15 protein-coding genes are annotated in these 15,794 nt (G+C 53.9%); 3 read left to right on the plus strand and 12 right to left on the minus strand.

The window, feature by feature from the left end; genetic code table 11:
• Positions 1–11: 11 nt before the first annotated feature.
• Genes IB196_RS11200 through IB196_RS11220 form a run of 5 tightly spaced genes read right to left on the minus strand, consistent with a single transcriptional unit; the run spans position 12 to position 4,939 of the window.
• Positions 12–1,406, minus strand: a complete 1,395-nt coding sequence (locus IB196_RS11200; RefSeq protein ID WP_223236799.1) for a GntP family permease — start codon at positions 1,404–1,406, stop codon at positions 12–14.
• Between the two features lie 37 nt (positions 1,407–1,443).
• Positions 1,444–2,367, minus strand: a complete 924-nt coding sequence (locus IB196_RS11205) for a 3-hydroxyacyl-CoA dehydrogenase family protein (protein ID WP_149692290.1) — start codon at positions 2,365–2,367, stop codon at positions 1,444–1,446.
• Positions 2,357–3,562: an acetyl-CoA C-acetyltransferase gene (locus IB196_RS11210; protein ID WP_188231627.1), complete on the minus strand. Its 1,206-nt coding sequence runs from the start codon at positions 3,560–3,562 to the stop codon at positions 2,357–2,359. The genes IB196_RS11205 and IB196_RS11210 overlap by 11 nt, the downstream gene beginning before the upstream one ends.
• A 10-nt stretch (positions 3,563–3,572) precedes the next feature.
• A complete protein-coding gene (locus IB196_RS11215; RefSeq protein ID WP_188231626.1) occupies positions 3,573–4,229 on the minus strand; it encodes a CoA transferase subunit B in 657 nt (218 codons plus the stop codon).
• 2 nt (positions 4,230–4,231) lie between these two features.
• The gene (locus IB196_RS11220) at positions 4,232–4,939 is read right to left on the minus strand and encodes a CoA transferase subunit A (protein WP_005122644.1); all 708 of its coding nucleotides are present in this window, start codon (positions 4,937–4,939) and stop codon (positions 4,232–4,234) included.
• A 142-nt stretch (positions 4,940–5,081) separates the two neighbouring features.
• On the opposite strand from IB196_RS11220, the gene IB196_RS11225 reads away from it, so the two are divergent.
• Positions 5,082–5,972, plus strand: a complete 891-nt coding sequence (locus tag IB196_RS11225) for a LysR family transcriptional regulator (RefSeq protein ID WP_149692292.1) — start codon at positions 5,082–5,084, stop codon at positions 5,970–5,972.
• 10 nt (positions 5,973–5,982) lie between these two features.
• On the opposite strand, the gene IB196_RS11230 is transcribed toward IB196_RS11225, so the two are convergent.
• Genes IB196_RS11230 through IB196_RS11260 form a run of 7 tightly spaced genes read right to left on the minus strand, consistent with a single transcriptional unit; the run spans position 5,983 to position 12,906 of the window.
• Positions 5,983–6,924, minus strand: coding sequence for an ABC transporter ATP-binding protein (locus IB196_RS11230; RefSeq protein WP_040231051.1), 942 nt, complete (start codon positions 6,922–6,924; stop codon positions 5,983–5,985).
• Positions 6,917–7,903 carry an ABC transporter ATP-binding protein gene (locus IB196_RS11235; protein ID WP_040231052.1) on the minus strand — a complete coding sequence of 329 codons (987 nt, stop codon included), beginning with the start codon at positions 7,901–7,903 and terminating at the stop codon, positions 6,917–6,919. Before IB196_RS11235 ends, IB196_RS11230 begins: the two co-directional genes overlap by 8 nt.
• Entirely contained in the window at positions 7,900–8,796 is an 897-nt protein-coding gene (gene ddpC, locus IB196_RS11240) for a D,D-dipeptide ABC transporter permease (RefSeq protein ID WP_040231054.1), read from the minus strand. Before ddpC ends, IB196_RS11235 begins: the two co-directional genes overlap by 4 nt.
• On the minus strand, positions 8,793–9,815 hold the full coding sequence (locus IB196_RS11245) for an ABC transporter permease (RefSeq protein WP_005122653.1): 1,023 nt from the start codon (positions 9,813–9,815) through the stop codon (positions 8,793–8,795). Before IB196_RS11245 ends, ddpC begins: the two co-directional genes overlap by 4 nt.
• A gap of 44 nt (positions 9,816–9,859) precedes the next feature.
• A complete protein-coding gene (locus IB196_RS11250) occupies positions 9,860–11,422 on the minus strand; it encodes an ABC transporter substrate-binding protein (protein WP_188231625.1) in 1,563 nt (520 codons plus the stop codon).
• Between the two features lie 15 nt (positions 11,423–11,437).
• A complete protein-coding gene (ddpX, locus tag IB196_RS11255) occupies positions 11,438–12,025 on the minus strand; it encodes a D-alanyl-D-alanine dipeptidase (protein ID WP_005122656.1) in 588 nt (195 codons plus the stop codon).
• A gap of 14 nt (positions 12,026–12,039) precedes the next feature.
• The gene (locus tag IB196_RS11260) at positions 12,040–12,906 is read right to left on the minus strand and encodes a MurR/RpiR family transcriptional regulator (protein WP_188231624.1); all 867 of its coding nucleotides are present in this window, start codon (positions 12,904–12,906) and stop codon (positions 12,040–12,042) included.
• Between the two features lie 399 nt (positions 12,907–13,305).
• Between IB196_RS11260 and hdeB the strand changes: the two genes are divergently transcribed.
• The gene (gene hdeB, locus IB196_RS11265) at positions 13,306–13,635 is read left to right on the plus strand and encodes an acid-activated periplasmic chaperone HdeB (RefSeq protein WP_005122660.1); all 330 of its coding nucleotides are present in this window, start codon (positions 13,306–13,308) and stop codon (positions 13,633–13,635) included.
• Positions 13,636–13,790: 155 nt separating this feature from the next.
• Positions 13,791–15,734 (plus strand): methyl-accepting chemotaxis protein, encoded by a 1,944-nt coding sequence (locus tag IB196_RS11270; RefSeq protein WP_188231623.1) that lies wholly within the window; start codon positions 13,791–13,793, stop codon positions 15,732–15,734.
• Positions 15,735–15,794 lie beyond the last annotated feature (60 nt).

Raw genomic sequence — 15,794 nt, forward strand, 5'->3', positions numbered from 1 at the left:
GATGATTCTCCTTAAACAATTCCGGTGGTGTAGAAAACGCCGATGACAAACAGTACGGCCAGACTTTTAATGATGGTAATGGCGAAAATCCCGCCATACGCCTGACGATGACTGAGGCCGGTAATGGCCAGCAGGGTAATTACCGCCCCGTTATGCGGCAGAGTGTCCATACCACCACTGGCCATTGATGCCACGCGGTGGAAGACTTCAAGTGGAATATTGGCGGCATGCGCGGCAGCAATAAACGTATCAGACATCGCCGCGAGCGCAATACTCATCCCGCCGGATGCCGAGCCGGTGATCCCCGCGAGCATAGTAATGCTGATCGCTTCATTGAGTAACGGATCGGGAATGGCCGCCAGTGCTTTTGACAACACCAGGAATCCTGGCAGGGCGGCGATAACCGCGCCAAAACCGTATTCTGATGCGGTATTCATCGCTGCGAGGATAGCGCCGCCAACCGCCGTTCTGCTGCCTTCCGCCAGGCGACCTTTGATGTTGCGATAGCCGAACACCACCACCAGCAAGATCCCAGAGATCAACGCAGCTTCTACCGCCCAAATAGCCGTAATTTTCCCCACTTCAGTGGTAATCGGTTTGGCAAGACCCGGAAGCTCCAGTTGATGCGTTGCGCCATACCACTGCGGGATCCAGCGGGTAAACAGCAGGTTAAATACCCCAACCAGGATCAGCGGCGAGATGGCAATAATCGGGTTTGGCAGGTTAATGTTATCCGGCGTTTCCGGCTCATTTAACAGTTCATTGCCGTAACCTTCGTTCCTGGCCTGCGCTTTACGACGCTGGCGTTCGAGATAAACCAGACCGACTACGATGATAAACACGGAACCTATCAGCCCCAGCCACGGCGCGGCCCAGGCGTTAGTTCCGAAGAAGCTGGTCGGAATAATATTCTGGATCTGCGGCGTGCCGGGTAGGGCATCCATGGTGAAAGAGAATGCCCCCAGCGCCACGGTTGCCGGGATCAAACGTTTGGGAATATTACTTTGCCGGAACAGCTCAGCCGCGAACGGATACACCGCAAACGCCACCACGAACAGTGACACGCCGCCGTAGGTCAGGAGAGCACATACCAGCACAATGACCGGGATGGCATGACGTCGCCCGAGAATATTAATGGCAGCAGCAACGATCGAGCGAGAAAAACCGGATAGTTCAATTAACTTGCCAAACACCGCTCCCAGCAAGAATACCGGGAAGTAAAGCTTCACAAAACCGACCATTTTTTCCATAAACAGGCCGGTGAAGGCAGGGCCAACGGCGCTGGGTTCGGTCAGCAATACAGCACCTAATGCCGCGATGGGGGCAAACAGGATAACGCTGTATCCGCGATAGGCTGCCAGCATCAGCAAGCCCAGCGCTGCCAGGGCGATTAATACACTCATCATGACTCCTTATTATTATAGTGGGGTACAGAAAGAGACGTTATGGCTTCAGGGCAAAGCGCAGTTGATGTTCACGGCGTTGCTGGATGTATTCCTTGCGCGAATCATCCCAGCGATAAAAGCCCTGACCACTGCGTAAGCCGATGTCGCCGTTGGCAACCTTGTCAGCAACAAGTGACATCATGTCGCTACCGGTTGCCAGTTCCGGGAGCAGATGTCGACAAATGTCCTGCACCGTAGAAAGTCCGGTCATATCTGCCGCCTCCAGCGGACCGACCATCGCATAGCGGCGACCGAGCGAGGCACGCATGACCTGATCCACCACCTCTGCGCTGGCGATACCGCTTTTTACGATATGTAATGCTTCACGCAGCAGCGCAAATTGCAGGCGATTACCGACAAACCCTGGTGCGGCGCGGTCAAGCACGACGGCTTCAAGTTGCATCGAGAGCAGCAGCTGTTGCAGCTCTCGCAGATATTCCGCTTTGGTGGCCGTGCCGGGGACAATTTCGACCAGCGGAATAAAATGCGGCGGGTGCCAGAAATGGGCGATGAGAAGCCGCTCAGGATGGGCGAGCTTTTCTGCCAGCGCATCAGGCGGCAGGCCGCTGGTATTGCTGGCAATGACGGCCTCCGGTGCGATCAGTTCTTCCAGTTGCGCATACAACGCGTGCTTGAGCCCGAGCCGCTCCGGGATAGCTTCAATCAGTAACCCGCACGCAGCAATATCTTGTAGCGAGGTCGTGCCGTGCAGACGACTCACAACCCGTTCTTTTTCGTTTGCGGCAAACTGTTCGGTGGTAATCAGTTCATCCAGGATACCGCTGGCAACGGCGCTAATTTCAGCCATTCGTTCGCTATCGGTGTCATACAGCCAGACATCGTGACCATAACGGGCGAAGTGGGTGGCAATACCGACGCCCATTAAACCCGCGCCCAATACGCAGATATGTTTACTTTGCATCAGAGATCTCCTGCAAACGCTCTACCGCCAGCGCTACGCCCTGACCGCCGCCTACGCACAACGTAGCCAGCCCTTTGGAGACGTTGCGGCGCGCCATTTCATGCAGCAGGGTCACCAGAATGCGGCAGCCAGAGGCGCCAATCGGATGACCCAGCGCTATCGCGCCACCGTTGACGTTAACTTTGTTGCAGTCCCAGTTCAGGGATTCGCCAACCGCCAGCGTTTGTGCGGCAAAGGCTTCGTTAGCTTCGATAAGATCAACGTTATTGAGTGTCCACCCGGCGCGTTTCAGACACTGGAGCGAGGCCTCTACCGGTCCCATGCCCATAATGGCCGGGTCGACACCGGAAACGGCGTAACCCGCGACCCGGGCCAGTATCGGCAGGTTGAGCATTGCGGCTTTGGTAGCGCTCATCAGCATCACCGCCGCCGCGCCGTCGTTGATTGATGAGGCGTTCCCGGCGGTGACCGTACCATTACCTGGGCGAAACGCTGGCTTGAGCTGCGCCAGCTTCTCGGCCTGAGTATCCGGGCGAGGCTGTTCGTCATGGTTCATGACGCGCGGCGGTTTTTTACCCTGCGGAACGCTGACCGGCGTGATTTCTGCCATAAACCGACCGGCTTCCATGGCGGCAGCCGCTTTTTGCTGGGAGCGCAGGGCAAAGGCATCCTGTTGTTCGCGGCTGATAACAAACTTATCTGCCAGATTTTCAGCAGTAATGCCCATGTGGTAGTCGTTAAACGCATCCCACAACCCGTCGTGTACCACGCTGTCTTTCAGACTGGCATGCCCCAGACGCAGACCCGAGCGTGCGCCGTCGAGAAAATAGGGCGCATTGCTCATGCTTTCCTGACCTCCGGCAATGACGATGTCCGCATCACCACACCGGATAGCCTGCACCGCCTGTTGCACCGCCTTCAGGCCCGAGCCGCACACCAGATTAATGGTTAACGCCGGCGTGGTTGCCGGCAGTCCTGCGCGTAACGCCGTTTGTCTGGCCGGATTCTGGCCGCAACCTGCCGTCAGAACCTGACCTAAGATCACTTCATCAATTTGCTCAGGCGCCAGGTTGGTTTTTTCCAATAGCGAACGGATCACCATCGAGCCTAACTCAACGGCGGAAAGCGGTGCCAACGCGCCATGAAAACTGCCAATCGGGGTGCGCGTTGCGGCGACAATAACAACATCCTGCATGGTCAGCTCCTCAGTTGAATTGCATTTCGGGGACGTTTCCGGAAACGATCAGCTTGCCGGCTGTTCTGGCGACAATCTCATCCACGCTGATGCCCGGCGCACGCTCACGCAGAATGAACGCGCCATCGGCGATCTCCAGTAGCGCCAGATCGGTAAGCACGCGTTTAATGCAGGCCACGCCGGTTAATGGCAGGGTGCAGGCGGGGAGCAGCTTGGACTCACCGTTTTTGGACGCATGCGTCATCACCACAATGATGTTGTCAGCCCCGGCCACCAGATCCATTGCGCCGCCCATGCCTTTGACCATCTTTCCGGGGATCATCCACGACGCAATGTTGCCATTGGTGTCCACCTCAAATGCGCCAAGCACCGTCAGATCAACGTGACCACCACGGATCATGGCGAAGGATTGCGCCGAGTCGAAAATCGCCGCGCCTTTACGTGCCGTCACGGTCTGTTTCCCGGCGTTGATCATGTCAGCATCAATTTCATCTTCCGTGGGGAACGGACCCATACCCAGCAAACCGTTTTCTGATTGCAACATGACGTCCATGCCATCTGGAATGTAGTTCGCCACCAGAGTGGGAATACCAATCCCAAGGTTGACGTAATAACCATCGCGCAGTTCGCGAGCGACACGCATTGCCATTTGTTCACGTGTTAACATGGTCAGGCTCCTTTCTGGCGCAGGGTGCGTTGTTCAATGCGTTTTTCAAACTGCCCCTGAATGATGCGGTTTACGAAAATTCCGGGGGTGTGAATTGCGGCGGGATCCAGCTCGCCGGGAGGGACAATTTCTTCGACTTCCACGACGGTAATACGTCCGGCGGCGGCCATCAGTGGATTAAAGTTCTGTGCGGTGTGGCGATAAATAACATTGCCGTACCAGTCAGCTTTCCAGCCTTTAACCAGCGCAAAATCACCGGTAATCGCCTGCTCCATAATGTAAGGACGGCCGTTAAATTCACGCACCTCTTTGCCTTCGGCGACGGGTGTACCGTATCCCGTGGCGGTGAAAAACGCCGGGATCCCTGCGCCACCGGCACGTAACTGCTCAGCCAGCGTGCCCTGTGGGGTCAGAATGGCTTCCAGTTCACCGCTCAGTACCTGCTTTTCAAACAGCGCATTTTCGCCAACATAGGACGCCACCACTTTACGTACCTGACGTGTTTCCAGCAGCACACCAAGGCCAAAACCATCCACGCCGCAGTTGTTTGAGACGACGGTCAGTCCCTGAACCTCCCGACGGCGTACTTCGGCAATCAGGTTTTCAGGAATGCCGCATAAGCCAAAACCGCCCGCCAGCAGCGTCATATTGTCGGTCAGCCCTGCCAACGCCTGTTGATACGTGGCGACCCGTTTATCCAGTCCAGCCATACACTTGTCCCTCCAGTTGTCCTTGCCGACATCATTGGGGGTGAAAAATGATTTGTTAATTTTAAATTTGTGACTCACTCATTGGGTTTTTTTATCAATTTAATGTTAATTAAAGGTATTCAATAGGTTAAGGAAATGCGAAATGGGAATGAGCATCAAACAGTTACGCGCGTTTTTAGCGGTAGCTCACACTCTGAATTTTGCTCATGCCAGTGAACGGCTGAATATGTCGCAACCCGCATTAAGCCTGGCGATTAAAGGACTGGAGGACTCGCTGGGCGGGGCGTTACTGTTGAGAACCACCCGCAAAGTGACCCTGACGCAGGAGGGCGAAACGCTGCTGAATATGGGGCGACAACTGCTGGCGGACTGGGAGAATACGGAAGAAGCGATGCGTCAGCGCTTTACACTGCAACGCGGTAAAATCTCCATTGCTGCCATGCCTTCGTTTGCGGCTAACGTCCTGCCACAGGTACTGAAAACCTTTCGGGATTGCTATTCCGGTATTAACGTGACGGTTCACGATGTCATAAACGAACAGGTCATTGAAATGGTGAGTGAAGGGCGGGTGGAGATGGGGATCGCCTTCGAGCCTGATTATTCAGGGCAACTGCACTTCACGCCGCTCGGTGTCGATCGTTTTGTGGCGATCGTCCCGCCAACGTCCAGGCTGGCGGGGCGAGAGCGTATTGCGTGGCGCGAACTGCTGACGCTGGATTTTATTACGCTGCAACGCCCATCTGCCGTGCGCCTGATGCTGGAAGAGCAATTGGTGCAAAGCGGACATTCGCTGGACGTAGCGCTGGAAAGCCATCAACTGGTGACCGTTGGTCGTATGGTGGCAAACGGATTAGGCGGCAGCGCAGTTCCCGCACTGTGTCGAACACAAATGACGGAACTTGGCGCAACCTGTATAGCGCTTGACGGTCCCGTGATCCAGCGGCGGATCGGGGTGCTGCGTTCGGCACACCATAAATTATCAACCGCGTCGGGAATGCTGGTGGATGCGCTGAAAAAGGCGTATCTCGCCTGAAAATGCGCAGTCAACAGACATCAATGGCGCGCCAACAGCGAACTTCACGTCCGGCTTCATTTTTCAGTAATGTCTGTTTTTTTTCACATCCGTGGGTTGCCAGCGGGCATCTGTCGCGGAAAAAACACCCTTGTGGTAGCGTCCTGTTGCCGGGGAGTTCGGTTTTACGCAGGACCAAATCCTCAGCCAGCGGCGTACCCGTTGTAGGCACCGAATCCAGCAACAGACGGGTGTAAGGATGCGCCGGATGCGAGAGAACCTGCTGCGCATCGCCCAGCTCGACAATTTGCCCAAGATACATCACCGCCACACGGTCGCTCATATGCCGTACGACCGATACGTTATGCGATATCAGCACAAAAGTCAGATTCCGGCGTGCCTGCAATGCAACCAGCAGATTGAGGATTTGCGCCTGTACTGAAATATCCAGTGCCGACGTCGGCTCATCAAGGACGATCACATCCGGCTCCGATGACAGCGCGCGGGCGATGGCAATACGCTGACGCTGTCCGCCGGAAAAGGCATGCGGCAGGCGATCGAGGTATTCCGGACGAATCCCTACCTGTCGAGCCAAATCCTCGGCCAGGGTGCGGCGTTCGCGTTCAGGGCTACGCTTTTGGATCCATACCGGTTCAGTGATTATTCGCCATACCGGCAAGCGCGGGTCCAGGGATGAAAGCGGGTCCTGAAAGACCATTTGCATACCGTTGTGTTGTTTGCCACCACCGCAGGAATAGTGCCCCTGGCTTGGCTTAAGCATCCCCATCAGCAGTTGTGCCAGCGTACTTTTACCACAGCCGGATTCGCCAACAATCCCCAGCGTTTCTCCCTGGCGGATTTGTAAATCCAGACCATTGAGTGCATGCACCCGCTCTGTTACTTTGCCGAGCCAGTTTTTCCGCGCGGGGAAGTTGATATGAACATCCTGCAGATCCAGTAAAATATCAGACATGTGTCGTCTCCAGTTGTGGGTACCAGCAGGCGGATTGCTGATCCGCACCGCCCTGGCTGCATAAATCAGGTGTTTGTTCACAGCGAGGCCCCGCGGCAAAGCAGCGATCGCGGAATGCGCATCCGACAGGTAAACAGGTTAAATTCGGTACGGTACCCGGAATCGCGGGGAGCAAAGCACGCGGTTCACCGTGCTCAGGCGCACATTTCAGGAGGCCAATAGAGTAGGGATGCGTGGGATGCTGAATAACGGTTTGCGTGGGGCCGCTTTCAATCACGCTCCCGGCATACATAACGTATAACCGATCACACAATTGCGAGACGACGGCCATATCATGGCTGATAAACAACACGGCGGTACCGCTGGCCCGCGCTTTAAGCTTCAGTAGCCGCAATACCTGAAGCTGTACCGTGACATCCAGCGCGGTGGTGGGTTCATCGGCAATGATCAGGTCTGGCTCGCAGGAAAACGCGAGCGCAATCATCACGCGCTGACGCATACCACCAGAAAGCTCAAACGGGAAGCGGGACATCACTTCCGGGGCATCCGGGATTTGCATTTCTTCCAGTAACGCGATGGCTTTCTGCCGGGCATCTGTGCGGCTCAATGCCTGATGATGACGAATGACCTCCACCATTTGTTGGCCGATTCGACGTGTTGGATTCAACGCCGTCATCGGCTCCTGGAAAATCATCGCCACGCGCTGGCCTCGCCACTGGCGCATTTGTTTTTCGCTGGCAGTTAAAACATCTTCACCCAACAGCGTAACGCGCCCCTGATGGATACGATAGCTTCCTTCGGGTAACAGACGCATGGCGAGCATGGCTGTGACGGATTTCCCTGAGCCAGACTCACCAACCACGCCGACAATTTCACCCCGGTTGATATGCAGCGACACATGATTCAGCGCATGCACATCCGCTTTATAACCGGGGAAGCTCAGATGTAAATTCTCGATCTCCAGGACAGGTTGTGTCATGACTGTTTTCCTCCGGCTTTCGGATCCAGCAGATCGCGAATACCATCACCAAAGAGATTAAAGCCCACGGCGGTAATCAGAATGGCGGCACCAGGAAATGCGCAATACCACCACTGGTCAAGCACGTAGTTTCTACCAATCGCCACCATTGCGCCCCATTCAGCGCTGGGTTGTTGGGCGCCGAGGCCAATAAATCCGAGCGTGGCGGCCATCAGGATCGCACTGCCAATATCCAGTGATGCCTGCACAATCAGCGGGGGAAGTGAATTGCGTAAAATATGCCAGCTGATCAGATGCCAGCGTGATGCACCATAGGTTCGCGCGGCCTGTACATAAGTAAACTGACGAACGACCAACGTTTGACCGCGCGCGAGGCGTACATAGAAAGGAATACGCACAATCGCAATCGCCAGCATGGCGTTGAACAGGCTTGGCCCTAATGCGGCGGCCAGCGCCATTGTCAGTACCAGCGAAGGAATGGACAGCATAACATCCATCATACGCATGATGATCGCATCGGCACGTCCACCCATCACGCCAGACAGGCATCCCAACAGCGAGCCCAGCCCGCCAGCGATACCCACCACCACCAGACCGGCAACAATTGACTGCTGACTTCCGACCAGGACGCGGCTGAACAGATCACGACCCACTTCATCGGTGCCAAACCAGTGGATGGCCGACGGTGGCAACAGGCGTGCAGTCAGATCGATGGCGTTAGGATCGTAAGGGGTGATCCACGGAGAGAGCACCATTAACAGTAGCATCAGTACAATAATCGCGCCGCCAATCACCGTCAGCGGGCTGCTTTTCATCATCCAGAACAGTTTGGCCCAGTCCGTGCGACGGCGGGCGCTCTGCGGGGCCGCTGGCGTTTCTTGTGTGAGCATCACTGTGCACCTCCACGTCCAATTCGAGGATCTACCCACAGATAGAGCAAATCCACCACCAGGTTAACCAGCACATAGGCGAAGGAGACCACCACGGCAAATCCCATGACTGCCGGGAAATCGAGCGCCTGAATGGAGGTCACAACCCAGGCGCCCATGCCTGGCCAGGCAAAGACCGTTTCGGTCAGTACCGCACCATAGAGCAGATCGCCCAGGGCCAGACCCAGCACGGTTATTGACGGAATCAACGCATTCGGCAGCGCATAGCACAAAATGATGTACCAACCCGGTAAACCACTGGCACGCGCGGTGCGGATATAATCTTCGCTCAGTTGTTCCAGCATGGCGGAGCGAATCTGTCGGGCGACAATGCCCAGGTGTACAAAGGCCAGCGTCAGCGACGGCAGGATCAGGTGCTGCAGTGCATTGAAAAAGACCTCGGCGTTGCCTTCCAGCAGCGCATCAACCAGATAGAAACCGGTGACGTGCGTGGGAGGATCGAGCCAGTCATCGAGCCGTCCGCCGCCGGGTAAAATCTGCAAATGGCCATAAAACAACACGATAACACCGAGGCCCAACCAGAATGCCGGGGTCGAAATACCGGTGATCGCCATCAGGCGGACGAGGTGGTCGAGCCAACGGTTGCGCCAGACAGCAGACAAAATACCCAGCGGGATACCGATGATCAGCGCCAGCAGCAGAGAGCAGAAGGCCAATTCAAGAGTGGCAGGGAAGAATACGCGCAGTTCATCCAGCACCGGACGGCCTGTGCGAATGGATGTGCCTAAATCACCCTGAAAAATATCGCTGACGTAACGGAAAAACTGAATATACAGCGGCTGATTCAGTCCCAGCTGTTGGCGAATATTTTCGACAATTTCATCACTGGCGCGATCGCCGGCCAGCAGCCGTGCGGGGTCGCCCGGGATCAGGTGTGAAATAATAAAAGTGATTACACAGACACCGGCAACCACCAGGATAAGTCCCCAGCATCGCTGGCGTAAAATGCTCCAGAAGGTCATTGGCTTCCCCTTGCGGAGCCAAATCGGCTCCGCATTAATGTGGTTTATTTACTCATGGTGGCGATATTAAAGACCTGTTCCAGCATGGGGTTGAAGACAAAACCTTTGACGTCTTTATTCATCGCCAACTGATAGTTTTTCTGGAATAAATAGACGTAAGCCGCTTCATCAATGACGATGGTTTGCGCCTGCTGGTAATCATTGGTTCTGGCGACCTGGTCGGTGGTGGCCAGCGCGCTACGCAGCAACTTATCGACCTCACTGTTTTCATAGAATGAACGGTTACCCGGCAAGCCTTTCTTATCCGACTCGAACCAGTAGTTCATGAACATGTACGGGTCAGCAAAGTCCGGGCTCCAGTTACCGATGGCAATGTCATAGTCACCTTTACCGACGCGATCGCGCATGGTGGCATTCGCCAGTTTTTCCAGTTTCACCTTAATGCCTAACTTGCCGAGGCTGGCCTGAGTGGAGAGTGCAATTGGCTCCCAGTTAGGATCATTATCGGAATACAGGAAGCTCAGGGTTTCGGGTTTGTTGGCAACGTTACCTAATGCTTCTTTTGCTTTCGCTTCATCAAAGCTGTACTGCATGGCCTTGTCATCAAAACCCCACATCCCTTCAGGAATAGGACCACGCATCTGTTTGCCGTTACCGCTGAGGATCCCATTTACCATGCCTTTATAATCGGTGGCCCACGAGATGGCGCGGCGCAAATCCACCTGATTGAGCGGGGCTTTACTGTTATTCAGATACAGATAAGTCACGCGCAACGAGGGATAATCCGCCACGTTGACTTTACCTTCCTGTTTGAGAGCAGCAAGCTGGTCAACAGGGAGTGCATCGGCGATATCAATATCGCCACGGGACAGTTGCAAACGACGGGAAGCGCTTTCTCCGATGATCTTGACCGATACGCGTTTAAATGTGGGTTTAGGGCCGGAATAATGTGGGTTGGGTACCAGTACCAGTTGTTGTCCTTTTTGCCAGCTCTTCAACATGAAGGGACCAGACCCGGCCGTATTTTGTGCCAGAAATCCACGGGCATCATCAGCGGCATGCTCTTTTAAGATCGCCGGGTTGATAATTGAGGCACCGTCATTTGCCAGCGTATACAGGAACGGCGCAAACGGCTGGCTGAGGGTGAACTTCACCGTATTGTTATCGATAGCCTCAACCTTCAAATCTTTCGGAAATGCCTCAGCCGGCCCTTGACCGATCTTGAGCAGGCGCTCAAAAGATTGTTTTACCGCATCAGCGGTCACTGGCGTGCCGTCGGCGAATTTTGCGTCGCTTTTCAGGGTAAAGATCCATTCTTTTTGGTCATCAGACGCTTTCCAGCCGCTGGCCAAATCACCTTCAACTTCTGTGGAACCTTTGCCGCCCTCTGTTTTGTACTGAACCAAACGCTGATATGAGGGATAGGTCACCGTCCAGTCGTTGTTATCGATTGTTACAGCGGGGTCGAGCGTTTGTGGATCGGCGGCTTTACCGATAACCAGCATATCTTTAGGGACGGCGGCCTGCGCGGCAGGCAAAGCGACCGCCAGCGCAACAGCTAACAGAGCGGGGCGAAAAAAAGAGGTTAACGCAGGTGTAGTCTTCATAACCAGGCTCCAGAATTAAAGGGGATGTTGTGTTGTTATGGACGTGACAGTGTAACAAGCCATTTGATCGTCAAGCAGCGGGTAACGCGCGGCATTCGGCAGTTCGAAATGCCACCACTCGCTGTTGATGCCGACAAAACCGCCGCCGAACATGATGGCATTGAGCAGCAGCCGATTACGCTGCGCAGCCGGAGGTACTGAAGGGTGCCAGGCATGGGACCGGTCATGCATTTCATCAAAACCGGCTCCCATATCGAGAACATCACCGCGAGCGTCCATCAGCGTGACGTCAATGGCCGTACCCCGGCTGTGATTCGAGCCGATCGCCACATCCACCACATACTGCGGATCCGGACAGGCATTCCACAGTATCGCCTGCGCCTGCTGTGGGCGGTACGCGTCATACACCACCAATGACAAACCCGCCAGCTGCGCGATGCTGATGCTTTTGGCCAGCGCAGTGACGGCCTCGGAATGCAGCAGGCAGCGCGCTTCCTTGTAGATAGGCGCACCGGTAATGTTATCGGCTGTAGCGTATTTCAGATCGATATGCAGTGACGGGAATATCACCGACAAATCGACCAGTTCTGGGGTATCTGACATAGCACGTTTCCTGTTTATTGTTCGAATTGACCAAATTGTTGTTGTAACTGGCGATTTGTTTGCAGGCGTCCCGCGAGGGAGTCGCCCAGTTGCGCCACCACCGCGGAGAGTAATAAATTGAACAGGCAACTCACCGGAGCAAGCGAATCCCAGAAGTGCCCGGTGTCCGTTTTCACCTGAAGTAAATCAATGGAATAGTCTCTGGCCCAGGGGCACCATACATCCGTAATTAACGCGAGAGGAATGCCGCGCTCACTGGCAACGCGGCAATATAGTCGGGATGTCGCCGAGTAAGCGCGCGTATCGGTGATCACGACATAAGGTTGATTAAATCCCGAGTTCAGCGACTCAACCCAGCTACCGGAAAGCCCTTCGGAGTAACTCACTTTCGGGCGCAGATATTCCAGATGGCTAAAAAAGGCGTTGGCGATCCCGCGGGTGGACTGGATGCCAAGGATATAAACGGCTTCTGCCTGCGCCAATTGCTGCGCAATACGTAAAAATGTCTCGCTTTGCGCCAGTTGGTAGACGTGGGTGATAGCGTCAATCTCCAGCAACAGCGACTGTTGTACGCGGTCAGGTAGATTTTGCTGCTGGTGCCAGGAGTCCAGGCGCTCGTTCATTCCCCATGGCTGATAGGGAATAGCGGGTATTTCACGCAGGCTGGCTTTCGCATCTTCCAGGTTACGAAACCCGAGTTTACGCAGGTAACACCCGACGGTAATGCCACTGGTTCCTGCTGCTTTCGCGATGCCGTCTGCCGTTTCAAAAGGGATCTGTGCAGCGTGCGCTAACAACCAACCGGCAACGCGCTTTTCGCTGGGCGTTAGCTGGCTAAAGGTCTGTTCTATGCGGGCAAATAACTCAGGTTTTGATGTCATTACCATCTCGCTGTTAGTTGTTTGTCAGATACCGCGTCACTGTTACCGGATTAACAATGCAGGACGCGTGCCAGGTCAGCGACAGCGCTGCGTCGGGGTTCTTTGTTAAAAAATATCAATTTTCATTAACCAATGATCAACATTTGTGCAGCGTAGTTCAGTTTTGGTGCAAAGGTAGGGTAAGTGAGGGATGAATCTGCTGATTTCGTCGTAACGATCACATTGTGTGCAACATTTCTTATCAGACATCAGAATCAGTAATGTGAAATATAAATTTCAGCCATATCGATGGCCGTAAGATTTATTCTTCTGACGGTGGGAGTATTATTTTTTGCGAACTACATTAACGGTTTAAAGCGCAAGTGTAGATATTATCTGGATTATAAATGGAGTACTACAATGAATAAATTCTCCCTTTCTACAGCAGGCATCCTGGTCGCAGCGCTGTTAACCAGTGTAAGCGTCAATGCAGCAACTGATAACGCTAAAACTGAAGTCACTCCGAAAGGCATGAGCTGCCAGGAGTTTATTGATTTGAACCCGCAAACTATGGCTCCGGTTGCTTTCTGGGTGCTGAATGAAGACGAAGACTTCAAAGGCGGCGATTTCGTTGACTATAACGAAACCATCACTACGGCTGTGCCTCTGACCGTTGAACTTTGCAAAAAACATCCGCAAAGTGAATTAAGTAAAATAAAAGAAGAAATCAAAAAAGAATTATCTAAATAAGATTAACTATGTATTAAAACCCAGTCAGAGTGCTGGGTTTTGCTATTTGTGACAACGTCACTTATTTATTTTGTAATACTTAAGAAAACGTTATAAAGATATAAACTCCTGTGCCGATACTGGGTAAAAGTTAGCCTTTTGCAGAAGGAGTTTGTATGGCCTGGTATCCTACTCGTATTTCAACGCGGTTAACCATTGGCGGCATCCTGCTGCTTGCGGTGACAACCCTTGTTATTGTTGCAATTATGCTCTGGCGTGGTCAGCCGCGCGTCGTTGAAATCAATACCGCCCTGATAGAAGAAACAGGGCAAGGTTTAACCCGTCAACTGAGTACTGTGCTCTCTCGTATCGAGGGCGAAACCGTCAGTCTGTCACGACTGGCCGAAGTACTACCTAATGATGAGTCTTTGTATCAAAGCGTGGTTCCACACCTGATTGGCGAAGACAGCCACTCAATTATTACCGGCGGCGGGATCTGGCCGGAGCCAAACGCGTTCACCGCGGGAGTAGAGAAACGTAGCTTTTTCTGGGCGCGCAATGCTGAGGGCAAGCTTGATTTTTCGAATGATTATAATGCCGAAGGATCTGCCGGTTATCACAATGAAAGTTGGTATCAGCATGCTAAAGGTCACTCACAGAACAGTTGCCTGTGGTCTGATGTTTATCAGGATGCCAGTTCCGGCGTGAACATGGTGACGTGCAGTATTCCGTATCAATTAGCCGGCAAGTTTGCCGGTGTAGCTACCACCGACATTCGTCTGGATAACGTTGCGACCTTTATGCAGCAGCAGGGCAACAGCACCGGTGGCTACGCATTTGTGGTTGATAAACAGGGGCAGATCCTCTATTTCCCCCAGGCCGATCAGACAAAATACAAAACCTTTAGCGATCTGGCGCAAAGCGCACACTGGCTGGCCCCGGTAGAAGCAGGGCTGAAATCGCTGCGCGCGACTGATGGCGTGAAAACCATTACGCTGGAAAGCGACAACGTACTGAATGCCCCGTCACGCGTTATGTTGTTTCCGATGGCTGATACTGGCTGGGTCGTAGGGCTGGTGACACCGGAAACGCGCATCGTTGGCCTCGCTAAAGTCATGATGCAGGATGTGCTGGAAGTGCTGATCCCGATTATGACCGTGTTGCTGGTAGGGTCATGGCTGGTGGTTCGTCGACTAATTTCACGTCTCGATGATACTCGTCAGGCTCTTGATGACATCGCGCAGGGAGAGGGTGATCTTACCCGTCGTCTGGATGTTCGTGGCAAAGATGAGATTTCAGCCATCGCCGAAGCGTTTAACCTGTTCGTCGATAAAATTTCCGCCATTCTGATCACCGTCAGAAGCAGTAGCGTGGTGGTAGCCAATAACGCCGTCAGCCTGGCCGACAGTAACATGGAGCTTTCTTCACGGGTAACTCAGCAGGCGGCCGCGCTGGAAGAAAGCTCGGCGGCGATGGAACAGTTAAATGCGACCGTGCATCAAAATGCGAGCAACACGCAACTGGCAGATGAACTTTCCGACAACACTGCGCAAACGGCGAATCGCTGTGGCGACGTGATGCAGGGGGTGATTTCGACAATGGATAACGTCAGTGCCTCGTCCGGTAGAATGGTGGAAATTGTAGCCGTCATCGACAGCATTGCATTCCAGACCAATATTCTGGCGTTGAACGCCGCCGTTGAAGCCGCCAGAGCGGGGGATGCAGGCAGAGGATTTGCGGTTGTCGCATCTGAAGTTCGTACCCTGGCACAGCGCAGTGCCACTGCAGCCCAGGAAATCAAAGCGTTGATCGATGAGTCCGTTTCACATGTTGGCAGCAGCAGTCAGCAAATCCACAATGCAGGTGAGCGCCTGGAAGAACTGGTCAACAACGTGCGTCAGGTTAGCCAACTGATGGGGGAAATCCGTGTCGCGGGTGAGGAGCAGCGTAAGGGTGTTTCCGAAGTCACGCTCGCCGTTACCGAAATGGACAGCACCGTGCAACAAAACGCATCGTTGATTGATGATGCCGCCACGCGAACCCAGGTGCTGAAAGAAGAGGCGGAGCAGTTGGCGTTGCTGGTCTCGTCATTCAGATTGCCTGAACCTTCAGTGGCCTGATAACGACACGATGTCCGGGTGCAAACATTGCACCCGGATAACTCCAGTATAATGTGGCTT

Source organism: Citrobacter sp. C6_1, from assembly GCF_014596835.2.
In the GTDB taxonomy this organism is placed as follows: Bacteria; Pseudomonadota; Gammaproteobacteria; order Enterobacterales; family Enterobacteriaceae; genus Citrobacter; species Citrobacter pasteurii.

What these genes read in the sequence shown, in the direction of transcription:
- IB196_RS11200 (WP_223236799.1), bottom strand. Translation starts at nt 1,406, where the DNA reads ATGATGAGTGTATTAATCGCCCTGGCAGCGCTGGGCTTGCTGATGCTG.
- IB196_RS11205 (WP_149692290.1), bottom strand. Translation starts at nt 2,367, where the DNA reads ATGCAAAGTAAACATATCTGCGTATTGGGCGCGGGTTTAATGGGCGTC.
- IB196_RS11210 (WP_188231627.1), bottom strand. Translation starts at nt 3,562, where the DNA reads ATGCAGGATGTTGTTATTGTCGCCGCAACGCGCACCCCGATTGGCAGT.
- IB196_RS11215 (WP_188231626.1), bottom strand. Translation starts at nt 4,229, where the DNA reads ATGTTAACACGTGAACAAATGGCAATGCGTGTCGCTCGCGAACTGCGC.
- IB196_RS11220 (WP_005122644.1), bottom strand. Translation starts at nt 4,939, where the DNA reads ATGGCTGGACTGGATAAACGGGTCGCCACGTATCAACAGGCGTTGGCA.
- IB196_RS11225 (WP_149692292.1), top strand. Translation starts at nt 5,082, where the DNA reads ATGGGAATGAGCATCAAACAGTTACGCGCGTTTTTAGCGGTAGCTCAC.
- IB196_RS11230 (WP_040231051.1), bottom strand. Translation starts at nt 6,924, where the DNA reads ATGTCTGATATTTTACTGGATCTGCAGGATGTTCATATCAACTTCCCC.
- IB196_RS11235 (WP_040231052.1), bottom strand. Translation starts at nt 7,903, where the DNA reads ATGACACAACCTGTCCTGGAGATCGAGAATTTACATCTGAGCTTCCCC.
- IB196_RS11245 (WP_005122653.1), bottom strand. Translation starts at nt 9,815, where the DNA reads ATGACCTTCTGGAGCATTTTACGCCAGCGATGCTGGGGACTTATCCTG.
- IB196_RS11250 (WP_188231625.1), bottom strand. Translation starts at nt 11,422, where the DNA reads ATGAAGACTACACCTGCGTTAACCTCTTTTTTTCGCCCCGCTCTGTTA.
- ddpX (WP_005122656.1), bottom strand. Translation starts at nt 12,025, where the DNA reads ATGTCAGATACCCCAGAACTGGTCGATTTGTCGGTGATATTCCCGTCA.
- IB196_RS11260 (WP_188231624.1), bottom strand. Translation starts at nt 12,906, where the DNA reads ATGACATCAAAACCTGAGTTATTTGCCCGCATAGAACAGACCTTTAGC.
- hdeB (WP_005122660.1), top strand. Translation starts at nt 13,306, where the DNA reads ATGAATAAATTCTCCCTTTCTACAGCAGGCATCCTGGTCGCAGCGCTG.
- IB196_RS11270 (WP_188231623.1), top strand. Translation starts at nt 13,791, where the DNA reads ATGGCCTGGTATCCTACTCGTATTTCAACGCGGTTAACCATTGGCGGC.